The organism is Flavobacterium sp., from assembly GCF_032153895.1.
In the GTDB taxonomy this organism is placed as follows: Bacteria; Bacteroidota; Bacteroidia; order Flavobacteriales; family Flavobacteriaceae; genus Flavobacterium.
This window is the reverse complement of record NZ_JALDYN010000016.1, coordinates 1-25842: the sequence shown is the minus strand read 5'-3', so window position 1 is coordinate 25842 and position 25842 is coordinate 1. Positions and strand designations below refer to the sequence as shown.

Genomic DNA, 25842 nt, shown 5'->3' with positions numbered 1-25842 from the left:
CTTATTTTACTTTTACAGATTCAGGGACTAAAAATTTATAATTTCCGCCATTTCGGATCACGTCTCGAACAATGCTGGAACTGATGTGCGACGTGTCTATAGCCGTTAAAAGAAAAACGGTTTCCACATCTGTAACTAATTGTCTGTTGGTGTGGGCGATGGCTTTTTCAAATTCGAAATCAGCAGGATTTCGCAAGCCTCGAAGAATGAATTGCGCATTTAGTTTGTGACATAATTCGACAGTCAAACCTTCATAGGTTACAACAGAAACTTTTGGTTCATCCTTGAAAGCTTCTTCAATGAATTTTTTACGTTCTTCAAGGGTAAACATGTATTTTTTTTCGGCATTAACTCCGATGGCAATTACAATTTCATCAAATAATGGCAATGCACGTTTGATGATGTCGTAGTGCCCTAAAGTTATCGGATCGAAGGAGCCTGGGAAGATTGCTTTTCTCATAATTAGTTTCTGTCGATTTTGTAAATACTGTCTTTTCTATACATATCAAGAATTTGTGCTTTTGAATACGATTTGATTTTGTCAGTATAATATCGGTTATCAGTTATTGAAAATACTTTGGTGAATTTCGTAACCATGGTGTCATTTGCGATAAAATGAACTGTGTCTTTCTCCACTGCAGCTATTTTCATAGTAGTATAAATGGTAGGAAGACTATTCATAAAATATACATCGCCCACTTTCGGATGGTTTACAAAATCATTTTTTTTATCATCGGCTCTGGCAGATTGCATAAAAGCTAACGGAATTAATATCGTTAAGATTATAACTCCGGAAAACATCCAAATCGGGTTTCGTGCCGGTTCTAATTCATTTTCGCGCTGTAATTTATTTTTAATACTTTCTGAAAATTGTTTTTTCTCAAAAGTTGTGTCACAATAACTACAATCAACGGTTGTGTTTTTTTTGTATGGAAAAACAGGAATCCAGTACACATGAAAATATTTGGCTTCAACCGTATAGTACATTGGCGTGTTTTCCTCGCATACTTTACAAGTTGTGTTGGAGATTATTCCTCTCTTGATTTCTTTTTTTTTTGTGCCGAAAAATATCATATTACTTTTCTAAAGCCGATTCAATCGCGTTACTAAACAATTCCGTTAGGGAAATTCCGGCTTCTTTGGCTTGTTGCGGTAAAATACTTTCTGTGGTTAAACCCGGAATGGTATTCATTTCCAACATATGCGGTTCGCCGTTTACGATGATGAATTCACTTCTGGAAAATCCTTTCATTTTCAAAACTTCATAAGCCTTTTTGGCAACTGTTTCAATTTTAACTTTAATGTCTTCGGATAATCGGGCAGGAGTGATTTCCTGAGATTTCCCTAAATATTTAGCTTCGTAGTCGAAAAAATCATTTTCGGAAACAATTTCAGTAATCGGTAAAACTGTAGTTTCGCCTTTGTAATTGATTACGCCAACCGATACTTCGGTTCCGTCCAAAAAACTTTCAATGATGATTTCTTTGTCTTCTTTATAAGCATTTTCAATCGCCGGAAGTAATTCTTCTCTTGATTTTACTTTAGAAATCCCGAAGCTTGAACCTGATTTATTCGGCTTTACAAATAACGGCAAACCTAAAGTATTGATGATTTTATCTTCGTTGATTTCATCGCCTTTATCCAGATAAAAAGAAGTTGCCGTTTTGATTCCGTAAGGTTTTAAAACCGATAACAAATCGCGCTTGTTGAACGTTAAAGCTGCCTGATAATAATCACAAGACGTTTGCGGAATGCCTAATAATTCAAAATAAGCTTGCATCAAACCATCTTCACCTGGAGTTCCGTGAATCGCGTTAAAAACCACATCGAAGGTTAATTTTAAACCGGCATAGTTCACTGAAAAGTCGTGTCTGTTAACTGGATGTTCGTTTTCGTTTTCATCCACCATTACCCATTTTTCTTTAAAAATATGGATGCGGTAGGCGTTATATTGTGATTTGTCCAGAAAATTATAAACGACATTTCCGCTTTTTAGCGATATTTGGTATTCACTGGAGTAGCCTCCCATAATGATGGCAACATTTTTCATAGATGTGCGTTATTGGTTAAGTAATAGTTCTTACAAAATTATCACTATTTGTTGAAACCCGCATCAAAAAATATTTTTCTTGCGATAAAATTGAAAAGTTATTTTCTGATGACCTTAGCGAAAAGAATTACTTTTTCTGCAGCAACAATAAATCTTTAGTATTTTATATCTTTGCCCAAAACCCTTTAACCATGAGTTGGAAAAAATTCGTAACAAGTCCGGTATTTTTTAAACATTTAGGATTGGCTTTATTAATTGCTGTACTTTTTGTTGTTGGAGTAATGAAATTTCTGAGTGTGGCGACAAACCACGGCGAGGAAATTCCAGTTCCGAATTTAGCAAAAATGAGCGTTGAAAAAGCTGAAGAGCGTTTAGATGATACCAGTTTAGAATTCCACTTATTGGATACGGTTGATTACAATCCTGCATTTCCAGCCTATTCTGTGGTGGAGCAAGATCCTTTGGCAGGAGTAACTGTTAAAGACGGACGTAAAGTTTACGTGAAAATCAATTCGGGCGGTTATGCTAAAGTGACGATGCCGGATTTGGTTCAGAAGACGTATCGTCAAGCATTGTCAACATTACGTTCGTTAGGTTTGCAAGAAGGTAACGTAAAGTACGTAGAATACATGGCTAAAGACGTTGTTTTAGAAATTAAACAAGACGGTAAAAAATTAAAAGCCGGAGATAGAATTCTGAAAAATTCAAAAATTGATTTTGTTCTTGGTGACGGAAAAACCGGATTTCAGGAAGAAGAAATGGATAGTGTAAATTCACAGGAAATTCTAGTACCAACCGAGGAAGATTTGAACAATGCAGAATAATATCGATTTAGAACAAGACGACTTTGATGACGATGATGTGTTGTATGAACATCATCGGTTTGAAGTTTCCAAAGGGCAACAGGCGCTTCGGATTGATAAGTTTCTGATGAATCTTATTGAAAACACGACTCGTAATAAAATTCAGAAAGCAGCCGATTCGGGCAATATTTTTGTAAACGAAATTCCCGTAAAATCCAATTATAAAGTCAGACCTCATGATGTTGTGGCCGTTCGTTTGGAACATCCGCCGTATGAGCATTTGCTGAAAGGTGAAAACATTCCGTTGGATATTGTTTATGAAGACGATCAACTGATAGTCGTAAACAAACCGGCAGGAATGGTTGTGCATCCTGGCCACGGAAATTATTCCGGAACTTTGGTGAACGCTTTGGCGTATCATTTTGAAAATCTTCCGATGAACAGTTCCAACCGACCGGGATTGGTACATCGAATCGATAAAGATACTTCAGGTTTATTGGTCGTTGCCAAGACGGAACATGCGATGGATTATCTGTCCAAGCAATTTGCAGAAAAAACTTCCGAAAGAGAATATATCGCCATCGTTTGGGGCAATATTGAAGCCGAAGAAGGAACGATAGAAGGTAACATCGACCGTCATCCAACCAACAGAATGCAAATGTCAGTTTACGCTGATGAAGACAAAGGAAAACCGGCCATTACGCACTTTAAAGTATTGGAACGTTTAGGGTATGTAACCGTTGTTACTTGTAATTTAGAAACGGGTCGTACACACCAGATTCGCGTTCATATGAAATACATCGGTCATACTTTATTTAACGATGAACGTTACGGAGGCGATGCCATTCTGAAAGGAACCACTTTTACCAAATACAAACAGTTCGTTGATAATTGTTTCAAAGTGTTACCACGACAAGCGCTTCATGCCAAAACTTTAGGGTTTGAACATCCGATTACCAAAGAATTCATGCGCTTTAATTCGGAAATTCCGAGTGATATTACCGAATGCATTGAAAAGTGGCGAACCTATTCTAAATCAAACGCAGCAGAAGAATAAAATCACTCATTTTAGCACAAGATTTCGGTTTCCATACCAAACTTTATCTTTTTTAGTCACATCAACAATTCCGGAACCGCCTTGATAGGAAAATCGGTTTTGCTGGTTTTTTGGCAAGTTCGGATCGTCTTTAAATAAAAAGTCTGTGATATAAAATGGTGTATTGTTGTCCGGAAGTTTAATAGCGGCATGAATGTGAGCCGGAGCCGTACTATTTGGATATGAAGCAGGTCGAATCGTCTCTATGCGATAATTACCGTTTTTATCGGTTTTGCACCAGCCGTGATGGGAACCGTGCCATTTTTGTACTCCGGTTTCTTTTCCGTTTTTCGAATATTCTCCTTTTGAATCTGTGTGGTAAGCATAAAGAATTACATCAGAATAAGGCGTTTTTTCATCGTTTCTGTAAATTGTGCCTTCAATGATTAATCTTTCCGAATTGCCGTCACTGTTCGGAATTGTCATAAGAGAAGTCAGATTAGTAGGCATACTGGCAAAACAGCAATTGATTTCGGCATCAGGATTGTCACAATCGTTGTTCTCCACTTCAGGATTAAGAGTGTTTTCTGTTATCGCAGATGGTGTTTCTTTCTGTTGACATGTTGATAAAAATACAGAAAGGCAAATGATTTTGATTGATGATGTCATGATTGTAGATTTTTGAAATTCAAAACGTTGTATTAAAATTACAAAAATCTTTCAGGCAGTTTCTTTATAAAAAGTTAAGAGTTTTTGTGAAAATAATCATCCTTCAACAAGGCAAAAACAGCGAATCTTCCATAACATTGTTTTTGAAGTAATGCTGACGCAAATGACCTTCTTTTACAAAACCCAATTTCTGAACTAATCTTAAAGAAGGCTCGTTGTTTGGGGAAATAAGCGCTTCGATTCTGTGGAGTTTCATTTCCTCAAAACCATATTGAATGACCTTTTTTATGGCTTCAGACATGATTCCTTTTCCTTTAAAATCATCACTATTCAGATTATAACCGATTTCAGCTCGATTATGTTCAAAATACCAAGTATGAAAGCCGCAGGCACCAATTATCAAGGACGTTTTTTTGTCGATAATCTGAAAATTGACAAAACTTCGGTTATAAGTAGCCATTCCTTTGGAAAATTTATCTTTTTCTTTTGCAAATTGCTCATCGGTTTCCAATCCTAAAAAGCTTTTTATTTCTTCATCAGATTGTGAATTGAAAAGAAAATGATAAACTTCAGGTGCTATTTTTCTAAGAAGCAGGTTTTCGGTTTCGAGCAACTGGAAATGCATTGCAATAAGGTTAAAGGTTATTTACCGCAAGATATTTAAATTTTAAACTGATTTTGTATTTTTGAAAACCATTAAAGTAAAAAACATGAAAATCGTTATTTCTCCGGCTAAATCGCTAGATTTTGAAAAACCTTTACCAACGGCTCAATATTCAGAATTTTGTTTTCTGAAAGAGGCCAATGCTGTTCATAAGGTTTTGAAAAAGAAAAAGCCCAAGCAATTGATGGAATTAATGGATATTTCAGATAAGTTAGCCGATTTGAACTGGCAGCGCAATCAGGAGTGGGCAACACCATTTACTTCTGAAAATGCCAGACCAGCAGTTTATGCTTTTAATGGAGATGTTTATATTGGCTTGGATATTCATTCGTTGCCAACTGAAAAGTTAGCGGTTTTACAAGATAAACTTCGTATTCTTTCCGGATTGTACGGACTTTTAAAGCCATTGGATTTGATTCAGCCTTACCGTTTAGAAATGGGTACGCAATTGCCTGTCGGGAAAAACAAAAATCTGTATGAATTCTGGAAAGCCAAAATCACCAAAGAACTAAACAAAGATTTGAAAAAAGGGGATTTATTCGTCAATTTGGCCAGTAACGAGTATTTTTCTGCAGTAGATGTAAAATCACTTAAAGTTCCAGTCATTACGCCGGAATTTAAAGATTACAAAGACGGAAAGCTTAAAATGATTAGCTTCTTCGCCAAAAAAGCCAGAGGAATGATGGTTCGCTACATTATCGATACAAATGCAGAAACCCTCGAAGATTTGAAAGGATTCAACTACGAGGGCTATAAATTTGATGCGTCTTTGTCAAAAGGCAATACGCTTGTTTTTACACGATAATTAGCGAAACTGCATATAATCTTCAAAATCGCGATGTGCTTCGCGGGTAAGTTTATGCTGATCTCTCGAAAGTTCTCTTAAAGCTTCAACACCTTTACGGGCGCAACGGCGAATGCGAAGTATTCTGTTGGAAAAATCAATTAATTTTTTAGCGTCAGAAGGTTGTAATTTTTGACTCAAATCGTTGGCAAGTTCGTTGAACTCGTTTACCACATAACTGTTTTCGTCATATTCCGATTGTAAGTCAACTAAAAATTCGTCAATTTCCTTTTCGATGTCGTGGCAATTGGTTTCACTTTTTCTTAAAAATTCTTGGAGCATTTTTTTGTCGGTGCTAGTAAAGATTCCCATATTTAAGAAGTTTTAGTAATTACTTAACTGTTTATATATCAATCAAATATATTTTAAAATTAACATAGAATTTACGTAGCGTTCTTTAAAATCGATAAAATGTTAAAATGCCCGTTTAATAACGAATAATGCAGGAAAAATAGGCTAGCTTAAAAACTGTTCGAACTCTCTCTGCGCGTCTTTAGACATTTTTTTCTGCTCTCGTGATAAATAGTTGAGACCTTCGATGCTTTTTTTGGCGCAACTTTTCATTTTGGAAGCCTGTGCAAAGTAGTTGTTAAGCTTTTCAATTTCAGTATGCGATAATTTACTTTCCATTTGTTTGATGAACTCTGAAAAATCGTCTAATTGAATTTTATTTTCCTGATAATCATGTTTTAAATCGTCTAGCAAATCATTGATTTCTTTTTCAAAATCTGCGTGATAAACTTTGCTTTTCTGATTGATTTCGGCGATGATTTTCTTCTCTTTTTTATTGAATAATCCCATTTTGATGTAATTTGAATGCTACGAAAATAAATCAGTCGTATTTTGAAATGGTTAATTCAAAATTATTTGAAGGTTAAAAAAAAAACTCCGAAGTAGTACTTCAGAGTTTCATCGATTGAATAACTATATAACGATTAATGTACGTTCGACATATCAACCTTTCCGCTTCCTTTCTTAATCAAAAGCATAAACGGAATACAGATCAGGAACATAATTCCCAAGTATAAAAACACATCCATATACGAAAGCACGGTACTTTGTTTAATTACTGAAACTTCCAGCGCTTTATGAGCTTTATCTAACGATTCGCTGGCACTGAAACCTTTCGACATAAACATCGCCTGCATTTGCTGAATGCGTTGTTGTACCTCAAATTTAGCCGAATCTAGGTGAGAAATTAAATCCACGCGATGTTGTTGCCCGAATCTTGATATGAAAGTCGTAATAATTGCAATTCCGAAGGAACCTCCTAACTGACGCATCATTCCTGTAAATGCGGCACCTTCACCAATTGATTTCCCTTGTAATGTGGATAACGCCAAGGTGGTAATCGGAACGAAAAGAAATCCTAAACCAACGCCTCGTAAAATCAGCGGCCAAAACATGTGTTCGGTTCCTGTGTCAGGCGTCATGACGTTGTGCATCCAAAAGGTAAATCCGAAGAAAATCATAAAACCTAACGAAACCAAATACGCTTGCGGAACACCTTTTTGAATTAATTTTCCAATAATCGGCATCAGAATCGCTGTCGTAATGGAACTCGGAATTAGTAATAATCCGGTATCTGTAGCTGTCCATCCTAAAACGGATTGCGTGTAAATCGGTACGATAAACGTTGTTCCGTACAAACCAAATCCTAAGATGAAACACATAATGGTTCCGATGCGCAGGTTCTTGTCTTTTAGAACTTTAAGATTTACAATCGGGAATTTATAGGTTAACTGTCGCCAAATGAAGAAAATTAATCCGAAAATGGATAAAAGGCTCAAAATGATTATGGTCGTATTTTCAAACCAATCGTCTTGTTGCCCGTGTTCCAAAACATACTGCAACGAACCGATGAAGGAAGCTAAGAAGATAATTCCCCACCAATCCACCTGATTGGCTTTCAGTTTCTCACCATATTTAGGGCTTTTTACAAACGAAAGCGTTAAAATCGTAGCTATAATTCCTAAAGGAATGTTGATGTAAAAGATGTACGGCCATGAAAAATTATCCACTAAAAAACCTCCAAGTGGCGGCCCTAACGTTGGTCCTACAATTACACCCATGCCGTAAATTGCTTGTGCCATGCCTCGTTTGGCTGCCGGATAACTCTCGGTAATAATGGTTTGTGCAGTTACCAAAAGCGCACCACCACCCATACCTTGAATGAATCGGAAGAAAACTAGTTCCCAGATATTCGTTGCATTTCCACACAAAAAAGAAGAAACGGTAAAAATGATAATGGAAGCGGCAAAGTAATTTCTACGCCCGAATTGTTGCGACAACCAACTCGTCATCGGAATAATGATAACATTCGCAATGGCATAAGCGGTAATCACCCAAGCAATGTCGGTAAGTGTTGCGCCTAACGTTCCGCGCATGTCGTTTAAGGCTACGTTTACAATGGTTGTATCGACAATTTCAAGCAGCGCACAAAGTACGGCCGTTATTGTGATAATGACCCTGCGAAAGCCATATTCTACTAAATCTTCTGCTTGTGTTGTCATGCTTATTTTACGTGTACGTCAACTTCTACGTTCATTCCCGGACGCAATAATTTTATTTTTTCAGCATCGTTGTTCGCGGTCAATTTGATTTTAACTGGTAAACGCTGAATGGTTTTAACGAAGTTACCTGTCGCATTATCCGGAGGCAAGATTGAAAAACGAGAACCGGTAGCAGGAGAGAAGGAGTTCACTTCACCTTCAAATTCTGAATCAGGATAAGCGTCTACTGTCAAACTTACTTTCTGACCGGCACGCATTTTGTTTAACTGCGTTTCTTTGAAATTCGCCACCACCCAAAGATTGGTATTGTTCACGATGTAAAACAACGATTGACCCGGATTTACCATTTGTCCTTCCTGAATGTCGATGCTGGAAACCTGTCCGTCAATTGAAGCAGTAACCACGGTGTAGCCTAAATTGATTTCTGCTGCCTCTAAAACTGCCTGCGCACGTTTGATATTAGCCGAAGCTACGCCAGTTTGTTTAGTAGCAACTGTAGTTTTTGAAGCCACAGCTTCACGTTGATGAATATTGGCATTACGTTGTTGTTGCAAGACTTCAACTTGCTTTTGTGCTTCTTGTTTAGCAGCTAAAGCTTGCTCGTATTGTTGTTTTGTAATGGAATGATTTTGATATAAGTTCGAATAACGCTCAAAATCATTGCTTGCTCTTTCCAAACGGATTTTAGCCGCATCAATACTTCCAACATTAGATTGAATAGTTGCGCTTGAAATGGAAATGTTGGCAGCCGCAGCACCAACATCAGCTTTGGAAACTTCGTATGAGTTTTCGGCAGCGGCAAGGGCAGCTTTGGCTTCTTCTACTTTTACTAAATAATCTCTGCTGTCGATTACGAAAAGCGTGTCGCCTTTTTTAATGAAATCGTTGTCTTTTACATACACTTTTGCCACATAACCTGAAACGCGCGGAATAATTGGGCTCATATTGCCTTCAATTTGGGCGTCGTCGGTTTCTTCGTGTGCTTGTCCGTGTAAGTATTTGTAGGTTCCGTAAACCAGTCCTAGAACAACTAAGCCGCTGATTACGAAGATGAATTTTTTATTTGCTGGTTTCTTTTCCATGATGTTGAATTAGTTTGATGTTGATGATGAGGTTAATTTTCCGCCGGCTGCCAATACTTCATAATATTTCTGAATAATATCAGCTTTAGAATACGCTTCATTGATTTTGGATTGCAATTGCTGAACATCCGCGTCAAGCAAATCGTTGGTATCGGCTAAACCGTTGTCGTACTTGTCTTTTACGATGCGGTAATTCTCGTTGGCTTGCTCTAAAGCTTGCTGATACACCAGGTTTTGTTTCTGAGCCAAAGTATAGTTTTCATTAGCCGATTGCATTTGAACTTTTGCCTTATCGGTCATGATATCAAGCGATTGTTCGGCTTCTTTGGCTTTACTTTTGGCTGCTTTTACTTCTTTTCCGTTTTTGAAGATGGAAGTCAAATCATACGATAAACCAACCCCAAAATTCATTGCGTTGGTTACGGTCATAACGTTTTGTAAATCCAAAGCGATATATCCGCCCATCAGGTTCAAAGACGGATAATAATTTCCTTTGGCGATTTTAACATGAGCTTCGGCAGCTTTTTGTTGTGCACGAACCGCGTTTAAATCGTTTCTGGAGGAAACATCGCTTGAAATTGTACTCAGTTCTGTTTTTTGGGCAAAAAGGGCAGAATTCGTCGTTATTTGGGTTTCTTCGGGTAATTTTAAAAGTGTTGCTAACTGAAAGTTGATGATTTTACTGTTTTTGATGGCTTCTTCCAAAGCAATTTGATAGTTGGAAGCCTGTAATTGAGCTTTCAGTAAATCGTTTCGAGCAATCAAACCGTTTTGTTCCATCGCTTTGAAATCTTTTACGCGTTGGTCGGCACGTTTGATGTTTTCCTGAATCAGTTTTTCGCTTTCGTGGGCTTTGTATAAATTCACATAAAGTTTCACGGTTTCCAAAGCCAATTGTTCTTTGGTGTCTTTCGCGAGATATTGTTCTGCTTCGAATAAACTTTCAGAGGCTTTGATGTTGTTTTGGATTTTGAAACCGGCAAACAAAGGCATCGAAGCGGTTGCGTTACCTAACATCAACTGATTTACTTTCGGAGCTGCACCACCTTCGGAACTTCCACCAAGTTTAAAATCGACATCGGCATTGGTTAATCTTTGGTATTGTCCGCTGATTTTTAAATCGGGATACTGTTTGTTTTTTACGGTTTGCATTTCGAATTCTTTAGTGGCAACTTTAGTGTCGGCCAATTTCGATTCGGTGCTTTGTGTAACTGCAAGCTGAATAGCTTCTTCGAGCGTTAGGTTTTTCTTCTCCTGCGCAATGACGGAAAAAGAACCAAGCAAGAACAAGATTCCCAGCCTTAATGAATTACTGTTCATTTTTTAATAGGGCTTTAATGGTTTGTTTAATGTGACGGGTTAGTTCGGTAACCACGTAGTTGTCGATGTCTTCCTGCGATTCAAAATTTAGGACACTTTTGAAAAATGGTTTGTTCATCTGAAAATGGAAGTAGGTTCCCATAATCGTTGTTGGCAGTAAAAGCACATTGACGTCTTTTCTGAAAATTCCTTTGTCTTGACCTTCGGCGATGATGCTGTTCAGAATTTCCAAGTTGTGTTTTTTCATTTCGTTAAATGCATCACAGTTGATAAGTCGTTTTCCGGATGAAACTTCAAAATGAATAATCTGATACATGCCTTTGTTTTGATTGATGCGTTTGATGTATAATTCAATTAAGCGATCAATTTTTTCGAAAGGGGTAAGGTCTTCACGATACAAGTTTTCCATTTGCAAACGCATGTCGGAAATTCGGTAAACGATTAAGGCTTCGAGTAATTTTTCCTTGGAACCAAAATAGTACGAAATCATCGCAATGTTGATGTTGGCGATTTTGGCAATATCACGAACCGAAGTTCCGTCGTAACCTTGTTCTGCAAACAGCGTTTCGGCGGCTTGTAAAATTTCAATTTGCTTGTCGTTAAAATCAGTCATTTTAAATTTGATTTTAAATTCGGGAACAAAATTAAACGATTGTTTAAATTAAACGTTTGTTTAAATTGTTTTTAACTTTTTTTTAACTGTTGATTTTTGTTGGATTTTAGTACCGATTTTTTGATGGAGTAGGTGAGTGATTTTGTTGAAGGAAAAACATATTTTTTAAAATTTATTTCCTAATTTTACAGTGTTGGATTTTCGGTCCGATCCCGGGAGTTCAAGATGAGAAAAAGGCTGTTTTTATTTGTAAAAGCAGCCTTTTTTAGTGTATAAATAAAATCTATTGTAAGTATTTATAAATTTAATTACCAGATATTTATATGTTTTTATTTAAACTATTTGTTTTATAAAATTTTCAATTTCTGAAATTTCGTTATTTTTGATAAAATTTACGAATGAGCTACCAATTATTGCTCCTTTTTGGTGTTTTATGGCTTGCAAAAAAGTTGCTTTATTTGAAATTCCGAAGCCTACAATTTGAGGGTTTTTCAGGTTCATTTTGGCTACTTTTTCGAAGTAATTTTCTTGGTCTTTTTGGAAAGAATTTTGGCTTCCGGTTGTACTCGAACTACTCACCAAATAGATAAAACTATCGCTTATTTTGTCAATTTTCAGGATGCGATTTTCGGAAGTTTGAGGTGTAATTAAGTAAATATTTTTGAGATTATAGCGGTCAAAAATGGGTTTAAAATTCTCCTCAAAAACCTCGATTGGGAGGTCTGGAATGATGAGTCCGTCGATGCCAATTTGAGCACATTTTTGACAAAATTCTTCTACTCCAAACTGCAAAATTGGGTTAAAATAGCCCATAATTATGAGTGGAATTTGGACAGTTTTTCGGATGTTTTTGAGCTGCTCGAAGAGCAATTTTGTGGTCATTCCGTTGCGTAAAGCTGTGGTTGAACTCTCCTGAATTGTCGTTCCGTCGGCTAAAGGATCACTAAAAGGCAAGCCAATTTCAATGATATCGACACCACTTTTTTCGAGCGTTTCGATGATGGAAACCGTGTCGTTGAGGTTAGGAAATCCAGCGGTAAAATAGATTGAAAATAACTTTTTTGGCTCTTGTAATTTAAGGTTAATTCGGTTCATTTTTGATGTTTTTGATGTGCGTTAGGGATGGAAATGGTATCCTTTTTTGTGCCTTTTTCAGACGCAAAAAAGATAAAATGTACAGCCCGACCCTTGCGGTAACGCCCTAATATTAATAGTTGAAATAGTCGATATAGGTGTTCAAATCTTTGTCGCCACGACCTGATAAATTGATGATGATAACATCTTTTTTACCGAAGGTTTTCTGCTCTAAAACTGCCAAAGCATGGGAACTTTCAAGCGCTGGAATGATACCTTCGGTTTTACATAAATTGAGTCCGGCTTGCATAGCTTCATCGTCTGTAATGGCAATGAATTCAGCTCTTTTTGTATGATTCAAATGTGCATGTAGAGGTCCAACCCCAGGATAATCCAAACCGGCGGAAATCGAGTATGGCTCGGTAATTTGCCCATCTTCTGACTGCATCAAAAGGGTTTTGCTTCCATGAATAATTCCAATTTTCCCAAGAACTGAAGTAGCGGCACTTTCTCCTGAATTGATGCCTTTTCCTGCGGCTTCAACAGCGAGTAGCTTTACTTTTTCATTGTCTAAAAAATGGTAAAATGCTCCGGCGGCGTTACTTCCACCACCAACACAGGCAATGACATAATCTGGATTTTTGCGACCTTCTTTTTCAAATAATTGTAGCTTAATTTCCTCAGAGATAATGCTTTGGAATTTCGCTACCATATCCGGATAAGGATGAGGACCCACTACAGAACCAATAATGTAAAAGGTGTCGGTTGGATTGTTAATCCAATCTCTAATGGCTTCATTAGTAGCATCTTTCAAGGTTTTCGAACCTGATGTGGCTGGACGAACTTCGGCACCGAGCATTTTCATTCGAGCTACATTCGGAGCCTGGCGTTTAACATCGATTTCGCCCATGTAAACAATGCATTGTAAACCCATTAAGGCACAGACTGTTGCGGTTGCTACGCCGTGTTGACCGGCACCTGTTTCAGCAATAATTCTGGTCTTTCTCAAACGTTTAGCCAGCAGAATTTGCCCAATGGTATTGTTGATTTTATGTGCTCCGGTATGGCATAAATCTTCTCTTTTTAAGTAAATTTTTGTGTTGTATTTTGCTGATAATCGTTCCGCGAAATAGAGTGGTGTAGGACGTCCAACGTAGTCTTTCAAAAGTTGTTGAAATTCAGTCTGAAAGCTTTCTGTTTCTATGATTTTCAGATAGTTTTGACGTAATTCTTCCACATTCGGATAGAGCATTTCCGGAATGAAAGCACCGCCAAATTCGCCGTAATAGCCTTTATCGTTAACTTGATAGTTCATGCTGTAATTGTTTTAAAAGTTGAGTGTTTTTTAAACCCGGTTGGAGTTCGAATTTGCTGTTTACATCGATCGCGTAAATGGGTAAATTCAGTTGTTTTATTTTGCTAATCTCTTCTAAACCAATGCCTCCGCTTAAAAAAAATGGTTTTTGTGATGGGTAGTTTTTTAAGATTTCCCAATTGAAAGTGGTTCCGTTTCCGCCAGGATGTTGTCCTTTGGTGTCGAAAAGGAAGTAATCGCAAACGTTTTCAAATGGTATAATTTGTTGAAAATCAAACTCGGTATCGATTGAAAAGACTTTAATCACCTTAATGTTGATGATTTTAAGGATTTCGCAAAACTCTGGACTTTCGTTACCATGAAGTTGTACCAATTGTAAGTTGTACTCTTTCATTTTGCTGAGTATTTCGTGCATTGAAGCATTTACGAATACTCCAACTTTTTGAATTTCACTAGTTAATTCCTGTATTTTTTCTGTGAAATAACGCGGCGATTTTTCATAGAAAATGAAGCCCAGATAATCAGGTTTTAGTTCTGTAACTTCATGAATATTAATCGGATATTTCATTCCGCAGATTTTTAACTTCATGACTTTACTAATAATGAGTTGATAAATGATGCTGCCGTTTTACCTGGGTTTTCGGTTTTCATAAAATGTTCTCCAATTAAAAAGCCTTGATAGCCAAATTGTTGTAATTCAAGAATTGTTTCAGTTGCATTGATGCCGCTTTCGGAAACTTTCACAAATTCATTTGGGATGTGTTCAGCGAGTTTTTTACTGTTTTCTATGCTGATTTCGAAGGTTTTAAGATTACGGTTGTTAACGCCAATCATATTTAAACTTGGCATAATGGCTCTGTCTAATTCTTCGCGATTGTGAACTTCTAATAATACTTCCAATCCTAAAGAATGAGCGAATTCTGAGAGTTGTTTGATTTTGGAACGCGTTAAAATAGCTCCAATCAGCAAGATAACATCGGCACCGTGGGCTTTGGCTTCTAAAATTTGATATTCATCAACAATGAATTCTTTTCGTAATAAAGGCAGATTTACGGTTGCTTTTGCAAGTAGTAAATCCTCTAATGAACCACCAAAATACTTACCGTCGGTTAAAATAGAAATCCCTGAAGCACCTGCATTTTGATAACCTGTAACGATTTCTTCTACTGAAAAATCATTGTTGATGACTGATTTTGAAGGAGAACGACGTTTGTGTTCGGCAATGATTCCGACTAGATTGTTTCGTAAGTTCTTGCTAAGTGAATAAGTTCGGCTTCCAAATAAGAAAGAATTTTCAAGTTGAGCAATCGGAATTACTTGTTTTTTGAGCACAACTTCTCTTCTTTTATCTGTGATTATTTTATCTAATATGTTCATGATTATTTGCTTAATTGTTGCAGTTTTTTCAGTTTTTCTAACGCTTTTCCGCTTAACAAACTTTCTTTTGCTAATTCAAATCCGTCTGTAATTGAGCAGTTTTTTACAGTTGAAAACGCCATTCCCGCGTTGGCGCAAACCACATTGTTTTGAGCTTCAGTTCCTTTTCCTTTTAGAATATTCAGGAAGATTTCGGCTGATTTTTCGACCGTTGTTCCGCCTAAAATTTCATTTTCAGTGAGTTTATTTGTTTGAAAATCTTCCGGTTTTAGAAGCTGTTCATAGTTTTTGGAAATGATTTTGGTGTTTCCGGTTAAGGAAATTTCGTCATAACCTTCTAAACTGTGTAGAATCGTGAAATTTGTTTCGGTATTCTGATAGAGATAAGCATACATTCGAGCCAGTTCCAAGCTGAAAACGCCAACCAATTGATGTTTCGGAAAGCTCGGATTGACCATCGGACCTAACATATTGAAAAAGGTTTTTACTGCAAGTTCTTTACGAATCGGAGCTACATTTTTCATGGCAGGGTGGAAGAGTGGTGCGTGCAAAACACAGATTCCGGCTTCTTCAATGGATTGCTTTAGGAAATCTTCATCATTACTGAATTTAATGCCCAAAGTTTCCATGACATTGCTCGATCCTGATATCGAAGAAACGCCATAATTTCCGTGTTTAGCCACTTGAATTCCTGCTCCGGCTGCTACAAATGATGCCAAAGTGGAAATGTTGAAGGTGTTTTTTCCATCGCCTCCGGTTCCGCATAAATCGATAGTGTTGTATTCCGATAAATCTATGGCGATGCACAATTCTAAAAGGGCTTCTCGAAAACCAGCAAGTTCTTCGATAGTAATGCTTCGCATCATATAAACGGTTAAGAAACTGGCTATCTGACTTGGGTTGTATAATCCGTTAGAAATGTTTTTGAGCACCGTTTTAGCTTCTTCTTTAGTGAGCGTTTCGTGTTGGATTAATCGGTTTAATATTGTCTTCATTTTTTTTTTTAGCTTTTTAGCCTTTAGCGATTAGCCGTCAGCTGTTTGTGATTGCGTTAAATTTGGATGTAGTTTTCTAGGGTTAGTAAAATTTACTATCCTAAAATTGTTTTAAAATGTTGATTGTTAACCGCTAAGAGCTAATTGCTGATAGCTAAGAATTTACCCAATTCTCAAGAATCTTCTTTCCGTTGGGAGTGAGAACGCTTTCGGGATGGTATTGCACCCCGCGAACATCAAAGGTTTTATGTCGGAGCGACATGATTTCTCCGTTTTCGTCTATCGAAGTGATTTCTAAAACTTCTGGAAAATTTTCATTGGAAACTACCCAAGAATGATAGCGACCGACTTCGATTTCATCGGCCAAATCTTTGAAAAGAAGCTCATCGGGAACGGTGATTTTAACTTGAGTAGCCACACCATGATAGACTTTTTTAAGATTGGTCAAACTTCCGCCAAAAACTTCCCCAATTGCTTGCTGGCCAAGGCAAACACCGAGTATGCTTTTTGCGGGAGCATAAGTTTTGATAACTTCTTTGAGTAAACCCGCTTCATCTGGAATTCCCGGTCCAGGGGAAAGCAAGATTTTGTCAAAAGGTTTTACCTCGTCTATGTAAAATTCATCGTTGCGGAACACGGTTACTTCGCAATTCAAATCTTCCAGATAATGAACCAGATTGTAAGTGAAACTGTCGTAATTGTCTATGACTAAGATTTTTTTCATGGTTCAAATTTTAAATAGATTCTGCTAATTCGAGTGCTTTGTTTAACGCTCCTAATTTATTGTAAACTTCCTGTAATTCAGATTCTTCGCTTGAATTTACAGTAATTCCGGCTCCAGCCTGATAATGCAACTGATGATTTTTACTCAAAAATGTTCGGATCATAATCGCGTGGTTAAAGTTACCTTCAAAATCCATAAAACCAATGGCGCCGCCGTAGAAATTTCTATTAGTGTTTTCGATGGATTCAATAAGTTGTAAAGCTTTGTGTTTTGGGGCGCCTGATAATGTTCCAGCGGGAAAAGTATCGGCGACAACCTGCATAGTTGATGCTTTTTCGTTCAACTTTCCGCTTACTTTGGAAACCAAATGGATTACATGTGAGAAGAACTGTACTTCGCGATAATTTTCAACTTCAACGTTGTATCCGTTTCGACTCAAATCGTTTCGGGCTAAATCGACCAGCATGACGTGTTCGCTGTTTTCTTTCGGATCTTCTGCTAACTGTTTGGCTAACAAGGTATCTTGTTCATCATTTCCGGTGCGTTTGAAAGTTCCGGCGATTGGATGAATTTCGGCTTTTCGATTGTTGATTACCAATTGTGCTTCGGGTGAGGAACCGAAAATTTTAAAATTTCCATAATCGAAAAAGAACAAGTAAGGGGAAGGGTTAATGCTTCGTAAAGCACGATAAACATTGAATTCGTCACCTTTGAAACTTTGTGTAAATCGTTTGGATAAAACCAATTGAAACACGTCACCACGCTGACAATGCTGTTTGGCTAATGCAACATTGTTTTTAAAATCAGCATCATTCAAATTTGAAGTTGAATTTCCTTCTTTGGAAAACGAATAGGATGCAAAATTTTTCGACTGAATCAATTGCTCAATTTCCTCAATATTGTTCTGATTGTCAAAGCTGTGGCAGAAAATATACGCTTCGTTTTTAAAATGATTGATAACGATAATGTTCTGATACACGGCATAATACAAATCTGGAAGCTGTAAATCTGAAGTTTTCTTTTCGATGGCTACTTTTTCAAAATAACGAACAGCATCGTAACTCGTAAAACCGAATAAACCGTTGGTAATGAATTTGAAATCAGATGTTTTTGAAGAAAACCGCGAAGCAAATTCCTGAACATTTTTCACAACATCATTCGGCGTTTGAATAGGTTTGTTAGTTAGTGTACCGTCTGGAAATGTTGCTGTGATTACTTCGTTTTCCACTTTGATACTTGCCGTTGGGTTGCAGCAGATATACGAAAAACTGTTCTCATTACTGTGATAGTCATTGCTTTCCAGTAAAAGACTATTCGGGAATTTGTCGCGGATTTTCAGATAAATACTTACCGGTGTAATGGTGTCAGCAAGGATTTGTTTGTAATGTGTATGTAATTTATAGTTGTTCATAATCTTAAATTTTAGCAATAAAAAAAGGCTTGTCGTGATTGACAAGCCTTTTTATCTATGTTGGTTTTAAAAATACAGATAGGAGGATTCGCTCACGATTTTCGACGTAAGTTATTCCACCACCAAGTATTGTTTAAAATGTTTTGCATTTTGTGATTTTTGTTCGGTACAAAGGTATAGAAATGATTTTCTAAAAAACAAATGTTTTGTAATAAAAAAATCCTGAACGTTGAAATTCAGGATTTTACAGTTTGTTTTTAACTCGGTTTTCGGATTAGAAAGCCAAGTTTACATTCAATTCGAATTCGTCGTTGATTGCTTTATCAGCAACCGCTCCGAAACCTACAGAAGCATATTTAATGTCATATTTAGTTCTGTCAACCATTAATTTTGCTGTAGCTACGTTTTTGTCTACTACAATGTCAAAAGTGATTGGATGAGTGATTTCTTTGATTGTTAAATCAGCAGTAATCGCGTAAGTATTGTTCGATTTTGTTCCGATAGTTTTGAAAACCAATTTAGAAGTTGGGAATTTTTCAACACCGAAGAAATCATCAGCTTTTAAGTGACCGTCTAAGCTTGCTTTTCCTTTTCCTTCTAAATCTGTAGTGTTGATGGTTGTCATATCAACAGTAAAGTTACCACCAGCTAATTTTTTTCCTTTGAAAACTAATGCACCGTCTTTTAAAGTGATAGTTCCGTCGTGCTGACCAGTTACCTTTTTACCAACCCAAGTGATTTTACTTTTAGCAACGTCTACTTTTTTAGTGGTTTGAGCAGAAGCAGTCAAAGTTCCTAAAGCTACTACTAACGCTAATGCAATTGATTTTAATTGTTTCATGATTATTGTTTGAATTTTAGTGATTACAAATTTATAAATAACTCTTGTTTCGATTTACGTACTTTAACATTATGTTGATTCGCGTCTTCTTCATGGCGATAGCCAACAGTTGCGATAAGCGAAGCGTTTAAACCAAGTTCGTTTAAACCTAAAATTTCGTTTACTTTTTCAGGTTCAAAACCTTCCATTGGTGTAGCATCAATTTGAAGTTCTGCTGCAGCATTCAACAAGTTTCCTAAAGCTAAATAGGTTTGTTTGGCTGTCCAATTGTTCTTTAAATCGTTTGGTAAAGAAGAAATTTTAGACTTCATAAAATCGCCGTATCCGCTGATGTTATCCACTGGAATTCCTCTTGTTTCAGCAATATTGTTGATGTATTTGTCGATTTCGGCATCGCTTAAATTAACCATATTAGCAAACACGAAAAGATGCGAAGCTTCAACAATTTGTGATTGCCCCCAAGCTACCGGCTGAAGTTTAGCACGTAACTCCGGATTTTCAACGATAAGTACTTTGTAAGGTTGTAAACCGTATGAAGAGGAACTCAATCGGATGGCTTCTTTTAAAATCTCCAAATCTTCATTGGAAATTTTTTTGGTGGCGTCGAATTTTTTGGTTGCATAACGCCAGTTTTGCTGTTTTATGAAATTGCTCATGTTTAAATTGTTCTGAATTTCTCCAGTAAATTGTTTAATTGTTCTAACTCGTCCTGTGTAAGATTTTGGGCAAAAAGGGTTTCGTTTGTTTCTACTTTCGGATCTAATTTGGCTAATAAGTCCAAACCTTTTTTTGTAATGGTGATTTCCATTTTTCTTCGGTTTTCGGCACAAATTTCGCGGGTAACCAAATCTTTAAGTAATAATTTATCGACCAATCGGGTAGTGTTGCTGGTTTTAGCAAGCATCCGCTCCTGGATGACGCACATATTGGTAGGATTTCCGTTTTGGCCTCTTAAAATACGCAGTACGTTATATTGTTCTCCTGACAAATCGTAAGGTTTTAAAACTTCAGCGAATTTCTCGGAAACAATATTCTGCGTATAGAAAATATTCAGCACCGTTCTTTTGGAGGGTGATAATACTTTTGTCGATTTAATGATTTCTTCGATTTTCATTTTGTCATCAAATTTGTCGATACAAATGTAGTAATGTTTTTAATTGTATATACAAGTGTTTGTTTAAATTTTTGTTAATTTTTCTGTAGCCTTTTTCAATATCCTTAATTTTAGTGAAAATTGAAGAGAAGATGTACAGAATACTGATGATTTTGCTTTTTTGCTCCACTTTGGTTGAAGGACAAGATTTAATTGGTCAAGCTCCTTTGAAAGTTTATGAAGATGGTCAAATTAGTGTCAAATCATATAATTTCAACGGATTAGAACCTATTTTCAATAAAACCGACGAAACCATTTACGTAATCAATTTCTGGGCTACTTGGTGTTTGCCTTGCGTGAAAGAGCTTCCATATTTTGAACAACTTAATGAAAAATATAAAGATAAAAATGTAAAAGTTATCTTGGTAAGTATGGATATGCCGAAGAAAGTTGAAACAGCTTTATTGCCATTTATAAAGAAGAAAAATTTAAAATCTGAAATAATCCATCTCGATGATCCGGATGCGAATGCATGGATTGAAAAAGTAGATAAAAACTGGAGTGGTGCCATTCCAGCGACTGTTATTTACAATGCAAAAACCAGAAAGTTTTACGAGCAATCGTTTACTTACGAAGAATTAGAAAAAGAAGTATTAACAATCATCAATAACTAAATTATGAAAACACTAAAAATTACCGCAATGGTCGTGCTTGTTTGTGTAATGAGCGCTTTTACCTTAATTAAAACACATGCAGGGTATCATGTAGGAGATGTTGCTGCCGATTTCAGTCTGAAAAACGTAAACAATAAAAAAGTTGCCTTGGCTGATTATAAAGATGCGAAAGGTTTTATCGTAATTTTTACCTGTAACCATTGTCCGTATGCAAAAGCTTATGAAGACCGAATCATTGCCTTAGACAAGAAATACAAAAAGTTAGGATATCCTGTAATTGCCATCAATCCGAACAATCCGACGATACAACCCGCTGACAGTTTCGATTTGATGCAAGAACGAGCTAAAGAAAAAGGCTTTACATTCCCTTATTTATTTGACGAAGGGCAGAAAATTTATCCCGTGTATGGCGCAACCAAAACACCTCATGTCTACGTTTTAGAGAAAACAAAAGCTGGTAATGTAGTGAAATATATCGGAGCAATCGACGATAATTATTCCGACGAAACTGCCGTTAAAACTAAATATGTTGAAAATGCAGTTGATGCTTTATTGAAAGGACAGGAAGTTCCTGTAAAAACGACTAAAGCTATTGGTTGTTCCATCAAAGCATAGTATTTTAGCCGAAAAATACAACTATGGATATTTCACAGGAACAATGGTGGCAAGGTGCTCAGAATGATGAAAACGCGGTAATTCTCGACGTTAGAACCGAAGGAGAATGGAACGAAGGTATCATCCCGGGAGCCGTAAACATTGACATCTATAAAGGACAAGGTTTTATTTATCAGGTTGATGAATTGGACAAAACCAAAAACTATTACATCTATTGCCGTTCGGGTGGAAGAAGTGGTCAGGCCTGCAACATCATGCAGCAAATGGGCTTCGGTAGCACCTACAACTTAGTTGGCGGCATCATGGATTGGGAAGGTCCGGTCGTTACACCAGAATAAGAAATAAATAAAAAAAGGAGCAATTTGCTCCTTTTTTTATTCGGCTAACTTCCTAAGTTCCTTTTTATTTTTTAAAATAATTTTCTTTCCGTTTGTTTCTATTAAACCAGATTTGTTGAAATCGGATAGCAATCGAATGCAGCTTTCTGTAGCCGTTCCGATGATGCTGGAAATTTCTTCTCGTGATAATTGTATTTTTAAAGAATCATCTTCATTAACTCCAAAAGTATCATGTAAATAGAGTAGTGTAGAAGCCAGTCTTTCCTTAACGCTTTTCTGAGCTAAATTCACAAGGACATTGTCGGCCTCTTTTAAATCGTGGCAAACGTTTTTCATCACACCTAAAGAAAATTTATTGTTTTCATTGAAAAAAGCCATCACCTGACTTTTCGGTACAAAACAAACGGTCATGTCCTCCAAGGCGACAGCGCTTAAATTTGTAGGTTCTTCACTAATTAAGGAGCGCTGTCCTAGTAATTCTCCTCTGGAAACTAATTTTACAATCTGATCTTTTCCGTTAGAACTCAATTTAGTCAGTTTACAAACACCATTTTTTACACAAAAAATGCCGTCTAAATAATCGCCTTCGTCAAAAATGATTTCTCCTTTTTTTACAGTGTAGGAGATTTTGGTGTCGGCGAGTTTTAGCAGTTCGTCTTTCGTTAACGCTTTCAAAGCGCTAAATTCTTTAACGATACATTGTTCGCATTTACTCATTTCAGAAATTGATTTACTGCAAAGATAATCGCTTTGCCTTATTTTTAGTCGATTTTTCCAGTGCATAGAGGATAACAATTAATTTTTACCGGATTCACTCAAAATTGCCTAATTATTCCTAATATTGATGTCGATTAGCGCCAGGTTAAAACCGCTAAGAAGGCAGTATGAAAAACTTTAAAAACAGTCTTTTTTATTTCGGGATTATCGGTGTTACGTCGCTTAGTATGTATTGGACGGTTCAAAACGGCAAACTGTTGGAACAAGGCAGAAATGTTGTCGTTTTAGAATCAAACGAGTCTTATTTTCAAGAGTTTATCAATACACTTATTCATAATTTAAACCATCCACTAGCGTTACTTTTAGCGCAAATTGTCACAATTGTTTTTATTGCCCGATTGTTTGGCGCTCTTTTCAAAAAAATTGGACAACCCAGCGTAATTGGTGAAATTTTAGCGGGAATTTTTTTAGGCCCTTCATTAATTGGAAGTTACTTTCCGGAGTTTTCAGCCATTCTTTTCCCGGAATCATCATTAGGAAATTTACAGTTTTTAAGTCAGTTGGGATTAATCCTTTTCATGTTCGTGGTCGGAATGGAACTCGACTTGAAGATTTTGCAAAATAAAGCCAAAGAAGCTGTCGTAATCAGTCATGCCAGTATTGTGATACCGTTTACTTTAGGGATGATATTGGCCTATTTTATTTATACAGAATTTGCTCCGGCCGGCGTCGAATTTCTCTCGTTTGCCCTTTTTATCGGAATTGCGATGAGTATTACCGCCTTTCCGGTTTTAGCCCGAATTGTGCAGGAGCGCGGTTTGCATAAAACCAAATTAGGAGCAATGGTAATTACTTGTGCTGCTGCCGACGACATTACGGCCTGGTGTATTTTGGCTGCAGTAATTGCAATTGTGAAAGCTGGTTCCTTTGTAAGTTCATTGTATATCATAGGATTGGCGGTTGTTTATGTTTTGCTGATGCTGAAACTGGTTCGTCCGTTTTTGAAGCGAATCGGGGAACTTTATGATAATTCGGGAACGATTACAAAACCTGTAGTTGCCATTTTCTTCCTAACCTTATTAATTTCTTCGTATTTGACTGAAATTATTGGAATTCACGCACTTTTTGGGGCTTTCATGGCTGGTGTGATCATGCCGGACAGTATTCGTTTTAGAAATCTTTTCATTGAAAAAGTGGAAGACGTTTCGCAGGTTATGTTGTTGCCGTTGTTCTTTGTTTTTACAGGTTTAAGAACGCAAATCGGTTTGCTTAATGATATTTATTTATGGCAGATTTGCGGTTATATTGTACTGGTTGCGGTCGTTGGGAAATTTGTCGGAAGTGCCTTGACAGCGCGATACGTTGGTCAGAATTGGAAAGATAGTTTAACGATTGGTGCCTTGATGAATACGCGTGGTTTGATGGAGCTTGTCGTATTAAACATCGGTTATGATTTAGGAGTTCTGAAACCGGAAATCTTTGCCATGATGGTGATTATGGCTTTGGCGACAACTTTCATGACCGGACCCGCTTTAGATTTGATCAACTTTTTCTCGAAATCAAAAGAAGAAATTCTCCCGATTGAGATTATCAAAAACAATAAATTCAAGATACTTTTCTCGTTTCAAAGTGCCGATGAAAGTCCTTCGTTGCTTCGTTTGGCGAATGAATTTATAAAAAAGGTGAATAACAAAGCCATCGTAACAGCCATGCACGTTTTACCAAGTAGCGAGCTGAATTTATACAATATTGAAGAATACGAAAAGGAAGGATTGAAAGCAGTACAACAAACCGCTGAAGATTTGAATCAGGAAGTTATCAGCATTTTTAAAAGTTCTTTAGAAGTTGAAAATGACATCGTTGAAGTATCCAATAAAGGTGATTTCGATTTGGTACTGATGAGTTTAAGTCAGTCGATATTTGAAGGAACATTTTTAGGGAAAGTACTTGGTTTTACGACACAAATCATTAGTCCTGAAAGTCTTATCAATAAATTTACTGGAAAGGAAAAGCTTTTCGATCACGGTCATTTTGACGAACGAACAGCCATGATACTTTCTAAAACCGAGGTTCCGGTTGGTATTTTGGTGGATAAAAATTTCCAGAACGCCAAACGTGTTTTTGTCCTGCTTTTGGATGAAAGCGATCTGTTTTTACTGAAATATGCCACACAGTTAATCGAGAATTCTGGAGCGACTGTTACGCTTTTAGATAAAGCTGGTCATTTGAAAGGAAGTTCGGTATTCAACGAGCAACTGGACAAAATCACTAAGAAATATCCGAAAAACATCAAAATTGCGGTTGAGCGTAAAATTGAAAAAGCCTTATTGGATGAGCAAGATTTAATGATTATCAGTATCGAAACGTGGAAAATGCTTTTGGATAAACAGAGTTCTTGGCTCAACAGAACACCGTCTTTATTAATCATGAAACCATAAAAAAAGCTCCAAATTGGAGCTTTAATTTTATAAAAAGAAGGTTTTACCAATCGCTTGAACTAGCGTTAGTTTTTGCCATTTCTTTTTTGATGTTCGATTTAATGTTTTCCACTTCTGCATTGATGGCACCATAATAGGCAGTCAGAACTTCCATAGCTTTTGGCTTTTGAGCCGCTTTTTCTACAGCCACTTTGTCGAATAATTTTTCAACAGGTGTTTCAGAAACTTCTGTTTTAGTAATCAGATTTTTGATGTCGTATTTGTATTTTCCTTCTTTAGAAGCAATCGTCAGCGTGTAGTACAATTTTACTTTAACGTCACTTCCGTTGATTTTTACATTCATGATTGAATATTGTGTATCCGTAGTTGAAGGTGCGTCGTTGTTGATTTTTAATTTATCAACAGTAACTTTATACGTGTTTACAAAGAACATTTTAGAATTGGTGAACAAATCAGCTTTCGACTTTCCGTCAACACTAACTACTTCACTGAAAATAATCTGACCATTTTCATTTAAAGGAAAGTCAAACTTTGCCTGTTGCGCCATCATCGCAGTCGAAGCAAACAATAAGAAAAACAATATCTTTTTCATAGTACAAAGAATTGGGTTAAAAGTTAATAGGGTTACAATATTAG

30 protein-coding genes are annotated in these 25842 nt (G+C 36.7%); 7 read left to right on the top strand and 23 right to left on the bottom strand.

From position 1 onward, the window contains the following. Position 1: 1 nt before the first annotated feature. The 3 genes from coaD to RUH60_RS07295 are packed head-to-tail and all read right to left on the bottom strand — an operon-like array spanning position 2 to position 2050. Positions 2 to 460, bottom strand: a complete 459-nt coding sequence (gene coaD / locus RUH60_RS07305) for a pantetheine-phosphate adenylyltransferase (RefSeq protein WP_313806899.1) — start codon at positions 458 to 460, stop codon at positions 2 to 4. A 2-nt stretch (positions 461 to 462) separates the two neighbouring features. Beyond that, positions 463 to 1074, bottom strand: coding sequence for a zinc-ribbon domain-containing protein (locus RUH60_RS07300; protein WP_313806897.1), 612 nt, complete (start codon positions 1072 to 1074; stop codon positions 463 to 465). Position 1075: 1 nt separating this feature from the next. Then, complete coding sequence (locus RUH60_RS07295; RefSeq protein ID WP_313806895.1) at positions 1076 to 2050, bottom strand: D-alanine--D-alanine ligase; 975 nt, start codon at positions 2048 to 2050, stop codon at positions 1076 to 1078. A gap of 191 nt (positions 2051 to 2241) precedes the next feature. On the opposite strand from RUH60_RS07295, the gene RUH60_RS07290 reads away from it, so the two are divergent. Both RUH60_RS07290 and RUH60_RS07285 read left to right on the top strand, forming a co-directional pair. After that, the gene (locus RUH60_RS07290; RefSeq protein WP_313806893.1) at positions 2242 to 2874 is read left to right on the top strand and encodes a PASTA domain-containing protein; all 633 of its coding nucleotides are present in this window, start codon (positions 2242 to 2244) and stop codon (positions 2872 to 2874) included. Then, entirely contained in the window at positions 2864 to 3910 is a 1047-nt protein-coding gene (locus tag RUH60_RS07285; protein ID WP_313806891.1) for an RluA family pseudouridine synthase, read from the top strand. Before RUH60_RS07290 ends, RUH60_RS07285 begins: the two co-directional genes overlap by 11 nt. 6 nt (positions 3911 to 3916) lie before the next feature. On the opposite strand, the gene RUH60_RS07280 is transcribed toward RUH60_RS07285, so the two are convergent. Both RUH60_RS07280 and RUH60_RS07275 read right to left on the bottom strand, forming a co-directional pair. Next, complete coding sequence (locus RUH60_RS07280; RefSeq protein ID WP_313806889.1) at positions 3917 to 4558, bottom strand: intradiol ring-cleavage dioxygenase; 642 nt, start codon at positions 4556 to 4558, stop codon at positions 3917 to 3919. A 103-nt stretch (positions 4559 to 4661) separates the two neighbouring features. Next, positions 4662 to 5183: a GNAT family protein gene (locus RUH60_RS07275; RefSeq protein ID WP_313806887.1), complete on the bottom strand. Its 522-nt coding sequence runs from the start codon at positions 5181 to 5183 to the stop codon at positions 4662 to 4664. Between the two features lie 85 nt (positions 5184 to 5268). Between RUH60_RS07275 and yaaA the strand changes: the two genes are divergently transcribed. Beyond that, positions 5269 to 6027: a peroxide stress protein YaaA gene (gene yaaA, locus RUH60_RS07270; protein WP_313806885.1), complete on the top strand. Its 759-nt coding sequence runs from the start codon at positions 5269 to 5271 to the stop codon at positions 6025 to 6027. On the opposite strand, the gene RUH60_RS07265 is transcribed toward yaaA, so the two are convergent. The 16 genes from RUH60_RS07265 to RUH60_RS07190 all read right to left on the bottom strand — a co-directional run bounded on the left by RUH60_RS07265 (position 6028) and on the right by RUH60_RS07190 (position 20445). Continuing rightward, entirely contained in the window at positions 6028 to 6348 is a 321-nt protein-coding gene (locus tag RUH60_RS07265) for a hypothetical protein (RefSeq protein ID WP_313806883.1), read from the bottom strand. Between the two features lie 174 nt (positions 6349 to 6522). Beyond that, a complete protein-coding gene (locus RUH60_RS07260; protein ID WP_313806881.1) occupies positions 6523 to 6867 on the bottom strand; it encodes a hypothetical protein in 345 nt (114 codons plus the stop codon). 134 nt (positions 6868 to 7001) lie between these two features. Further along, positions 7002 to 8579 carry an MDR family MFS transporter gene (locus RUH60_RS07255; protein ID WP_313806879.1) on the bottom strand — a complete coding sequence of 526 codons (1578 nt, stop codon included), beginning with the start codon at positions 8577 to 8579 and terminating at the stop codon, positions 7002 to 7004. 2 nt (positions 8580 to 8581) lie between these two features. Next, the gene (locus RUH60_RS07250; protein WP_313806877.1) at positions 8582 to 9661 is read right to left on the bottom strand and encodes an HlyD family secretion protein; all 1080 of its coding nucleotides are present in this window, start codon (positions 9659 to 9661) and stop codon (positions 8582 to 8584) included. Positions 9662 to 9670: 9 nt separating this feature from the next. Continuing rightward, positions 9671 to 10981, bottom strand: a complete 1311-nt coding sequence (locus tag RUH60_RS07245; protein ID WP_313806875.1) for a TolC family protein — start codon at positions 10979 to 10981, stop codon at positions 9671 to 9673. Next, on the bottom strand, positions 10971 to 11594 hold the full coding sequence (locus tag RUH60_RS07240) for a TetR family transcriptional regulator (RefSeq protein WP_313806874.1): 624 nt from the start codon (positions 11592 to 11594) through the stop codon (positions 10971 to 10973). The genes RUH60_RS07245 and RUH60_RS07240 overlap by 11 nt, the downstream gene beginning before the upstream one ends. Positions 11595 to 11927: 333 nt before the next feature. Continuing rightward, a complete protein-coding gene (gene trpA / locus RUH60_RS07235; protein ID WP_313806872.1) occupies positions 11928 to 12689 on the bottom strand; it encodes a tryptophan synthase subunit alpha in 762 nt (253 codons plus the stop codon). A gap of 112 nt (positions 12690 to 12801) precedes the next feature. Next, the gene (gene trpB / locus RUH60_RS07230; protein ID WP_313806870.1) at positions 12802 to 13983 is read right to left on the bottom strand and encodes a tryptophan synthase subunit beta; all 1182 of its coding nucleotides are present in this window, start codon (positions 13981 to 13983) and stop codon (positions 12802 to 12804) included. Next, complete coding sequence (locus RUH60_RS07225) at positions 13967 to 14572, bottom strand: phosphoribosylanthranilate isomerase (protein WP_313806868.1); 606 nt, start codon at positions 14570 to 14572, stop codon at positions 13967 to 13969. Before RUH60_RS07225 ends, trpB begins: the two co-directional genes overlap by 17 nt. Further along, complete coding sequence (gene trpC, locus RUH60_RS07220) at positions 14569 to 15360, bottom strand: indole-3-glycerol phosphate synthase TrpC (protein ID WP_313806866.1); 792 nt, start codon at positions 15358 to 15360, stop codon at positions 14569 to 14571. The genes RUH60_RS07225 and trpC overlap by 4 nt, the downstream gene beginning before the upstream one ends. A 2-nt stretch (positions 15361 to 15362) precedes the next feature. After that, positions 15363 to 16355 (bottom strand): anthranilate phosphoribosyltransferase, encoded by a 993-nt coding sequence (gene trpD, locus RUH60_RS07215; protein WP_313806863.1) that lies wholly within the window; start codon positions 16353 to 16355, stop codon positions 15363 to 15365. Between the two features lie 154 nt (positions 16356 to 16509). Next, the gene (locus RUH60_RS07210) at positions 16510 to 17079 is read right to left on the bottom strand and encodes an aminodeoxychorismate/anthranilate synthase component II (RefSeq protein WP_313806861.1); all 570 of its coding nucleotides are present in this window, start codon (positions 17077 to 17079) and stop codon (positions 16510 to 16512) included. A 10-nt stretch (positions 17080 to 17089) separates the two neighbouring features. Beyond that, the gene (locus RUH60_RS07205) at positions 17090 to 18490 is read right to left on the bottom strand and encodes an anthranilate synthase component I family protein (protein ID WP_313806859.1); all 1401 of its coding nucleotides are present in this window, start codon (positions 18488 to 18490) and stop codon (positions 17090 to 17092) included. Between the two features lie 274 nt (positions 18491 to 18764). Next, positions 18765 to 19331, bottom strand: coding sequence for a YceI family protein (locus RUH60_RS07200; RefSeq protein WP_313806857.1), 567 nt, complete (start codon positions 19329 to 19331; stop codon positions 18765 to 18767). Between the two features lie 23 nt (positions 19332 to 19354). Further along, positions 19355 to 19987 (bottom strand): NAD(P)H-dependent oxidoreductase, encoded by a 633-nt coding sequence (locus tag RUH60_RS07195; RefSeq protein ID WP_313806855.1) that lies wholly within the window; start codon positions 19985 to 19987, stop codon positions 19355 to 19357. A gap of 2 nt (positions 19988 to 19989) precedes the next feature. Continuing rightward, positions 19990 to 20445: a MarR family transcriptional regulator gene (locus RUH60_RS07190; RefSeq protein ID WP_313806854.1), complete on the bottom strand. Its 456-nt coding sequence runs from the start codon at positions 20443 to 20445 to the stop codon at positions 19990 to 19992. A 131-nt stretch (positions 20446 to 20576) separates the two neighbouring features. Between RUH60_RS07190 and RUH60_RS07185 the strand changes: the two genes are divergently transcribed. From RUH60_RS07185 to RUH60_RS07175, 3 genes are read left to right on the top strand one after another with little or no spacing between them, the layout of a single operon-like run. Beyond that, a complete protein-coding gene (locus RUH60_RS07185) occupies positions 20577 to 21098 on the top strand; it encodes a TlpA disulfide reductase family protein (protein ID WP_313806852.1) in 522 nt (173 codons plus the stop codon). Between the two features lie 3 nt (positions 21099 to 21101). Further along, a complete protein-coding gene (locus RUH60_RS07180) occupies positions 21102 to 21713 on the top strand; it encodes a thioredoxin family protein (RefSeq protein ID WP_313806849.1) in 612 nt (203 codons plus the stop codon). Positions 21714 to 21736: 23 nt separating this feature from the next. Beyond that, the gene (locus RUH60_RS07175; protein ID WP_313806848.1) at positions 21737 to 22051 is read left to right on the top strand and encodes a rhodanese-like domain-containing protein; all 315 of its coding nucleotides are present in this window, start codon (positions 21737 to 21739) and stop codon (positions 22049 to 22051) included. Positions 22052 to 22087: 36 nt separating this feature from the next. Here the strand turns inward: RUH60_RS07175 and RUH60_RS07170 are convergent, their stop codons facing one another. Continuing rightward, on the bottom strand, positions 22088 to 22768 hold the full coding sequence (locus RUH60_RS07170) for a Crp/Fnr family transcriptional regulator (protein WP_313806846.1): 681 nt from the start codon (positions 22766 to 22768) through the stop codon (positions 22088 to 22090). Positions 22769 to 22935: 167 nt separating this feature from the next. Between RUH60_RS07170 and RUH60_RS07165 the strand changes: the two genes are divergently transcribed. Continuing rightward, complete coding sequence (locus RUH60_RS07165; RefSeq protein WP_313806844.1) at positions 22936 to 25206, top strand: cation:proton antiporter; 2271 nt, start codon at positions 22936 to 22938, stop codon at positions 25204 to 25206. A 43-nt stretch (positions 25207 to 25249) separates the two neighbouring features. On the opposite strand, the gene RUH60_RS07160 is transcribed toward RUH60_RS07165, so the two are convergent. Continuing rightward, on the bottom strand, positions 25250 to 25842 hold a 593-nt coding region (locus tag RUH60_RS07160; protein WP_313806842.1), incomplete at its 5' end, for a DUF4468 domain-containing protein.

Bases quoted from the DNA above. Each gene is read 5' to 3' on its own strand.
- yaaA (WP_313806885.1), top strand. From the start codon at position 5,269: ATGAAAATCGTTATTTCTCCGGCTAAATCGCTAGATTTTGAAAAACCT.
- trpB (WP_313806870.1), bottom strand. From the start codon at position 13,983: ATGAACTATCAAGTTAACGATAAAGGCTATTACGGCGAATTTGGCGGT.
- RUH60_RS07170 (WP_313806846.1), bottom strand. From the start codon at position 22,768: ATGAGTAAATGCGAACAATGTATCGTTAAAGAATTTAGCGCTTTGAAA.
- trpA (WP_313806872.1), bottom strand. From the start codon at position 12,689: ATGAACCGAATTAACCTTAAATTACAAGAGCCAAAAAAGTTATTTTCA.
- RUH60_RS07240 (WP_313806874.1), bottom strand. From the start codon at position 11,594: ATGACTGATTTTAACGACAAGCAAATTGAAATTTTACAAGCCGCCGAA.
- RUH60_RS07165 (WP_313806844.1), top strand. From the start codon at position 22,936: ATGAAAAACTTTAAAAACAGTCTTTTTTATTTCGGGATTATCGGTGTT.
- RUH60_RS07200 (WP_313806857.1), bottom strand. From the start codon at position 19,331: ATGAAACAATTAAAATCAATTGCATTAGCGTTAGTAGTAGCTTTAGGA.
- RUH60_RS07190 (WP_313806854.1), bottom strand. From the start codon at position 20,445: ATGAAAATCGAAGAAATCATTAAATCGACAAAAGTATTATCACCCTCC.
- RUH60_RS07175 (WP_313806848.1), top strand. From the start codon at position 21,737: ATGGATATTTCACAGGAACAATGGTGGCAAGGTGCTCAGAATGATGAA.
- coaD (WP_313806899.1), bottom strand. From the start codon at position 460: ATGAGAAAAGCAATCTTCCCAGGCTCCTTCGATCCGATAACTTTAGGG.
- RUH60_RS07205 (WP_313806859.1), bottom strand. From the start codon at position 18,490: ATGAACAACTATAAATTACATACACATTACAAACAAATCCTTGCTGAC.
- RUH60_RS07245 (WP_313806875.1), bottom strand. From the start codon at position 10,981: ATGAACAGTAATTCATTAAGGCTGGGAATCTTGTTCTTGCTTGGTTCT.
- RUH60_RS07185 (WP_313806852.1), top strand. From the start codon at position 20,577: ATGTACAGAATACTGATGATTTTGCTTTTTTGCTCCACTTTGGTTGAA.
- RUH60_RS07195 (WP_313806855.1), bottom strand. From the start codon at position 19,987: ATGAGCAATTTCATAAAACAGCAAAACTGGCGTTATGCAACCAAAAAA.
- trpD (WP_313806863.1), bottom strand. From the start codon at position 16,355: ATGAAGACAATATTAAACCGATTAATCCAACACGAAACGCTCACTAAA.
- RUH60_RS07285 (WP_313806891.1), top strand. From the start codon at position 2,864: ATGCAGAATAATATCGATTTAGAACAAGACGACTTTGATGACGATGAT.
- RUH60_RS07180 (WP_313806849.1), top strand. From the start codon at position 21,102: ATGAAAACACTAAAAATTACCGCAATGGTCGTGCTTGTTTGTGTAATG.
- RUH60_RS07290 (WP_313806893.1), top strand. From the start codon at position 2,242: ATGAGTTGGAAAAAATTCGTAACAAGTCCGGTATTTTTTAAACATTTA.
- RUH60_RS07260 (WP_313806881.1), bottom strand. From the start codon at position 6,867: ATGGGATTATTCAATAAAAAAGAGAAGAAAATCATCGCCGAAATCAAT.
- RUH60_RS07295 (WP_313806895.1), bottom strand. From the start codon at position 2,050: ATGAAAAATGTTGCCATCATTATGGGAGGCTACTCCAGTGAATACCAA.
- RUH60_RS07265 (WP_313806883.1), bottom strand. From the start codon at position 6,348: ATGCTCCAAGAATTTTTAAGAAAAAGTGAAACCAATTGCCACGACATC.
- RUH60_RS07300 (WP_313806897.1), bottom strand. From the start codon at position 1,074: ATGATATTTTTCGGCACAAAAAAAAAAGAAATCAAGAGAGGAATAATC.
- RUH60_RS07275 (WP_313806887.1), bottom strand. From the start codon at position 5,183: ATGCATTTCCAGTTGCTCGAAACCGAAAACCTGCTTCTTAGAAAAATA.
- RUH60_RS07255 (WP_313806879.1), bottom strand. From the start codon at position 8,579: ATGACAACACAAGCAGAAGATTTAGTAGAATATGGCTTTCGCAGGGTC.
- RUH60_RS07250 (WP_313806877.1), bottom strand. From the start codon at position 9,661: ATGGAAAAGAAACCAGCAAATAAAAAATTCATCTTCGTAATCAGCGGC.
- RUH60_RS07280 (WP_313806889.1), bottom strand. From the start codon at position 4,558: ATGACATCATCAATCAAAATCATTTGCCTTTCTGTATTTTTATCAACA.
- RUH60_RS07210 (WP_313806861.1), bottom strand. From the start codon at position 17,079: ATGAAAAAAATCTTAGTCATAGACAATTACGACAGTTTCACTTACAAT.
- trpC (WP_313806866.1), bottom strand. From the start codon at position 15,360: ATGAACATATTAGATAAAATAATCACAGATAAAAGAAGAGAAGTTGTG.
- RUH60_RS07225 (WP_313806868.1), bottom strand. From the start codon at position 14,572: ATGAAGTTAAAAATCTGCGGAATGAAATATCCGATTAATATTCATGAA.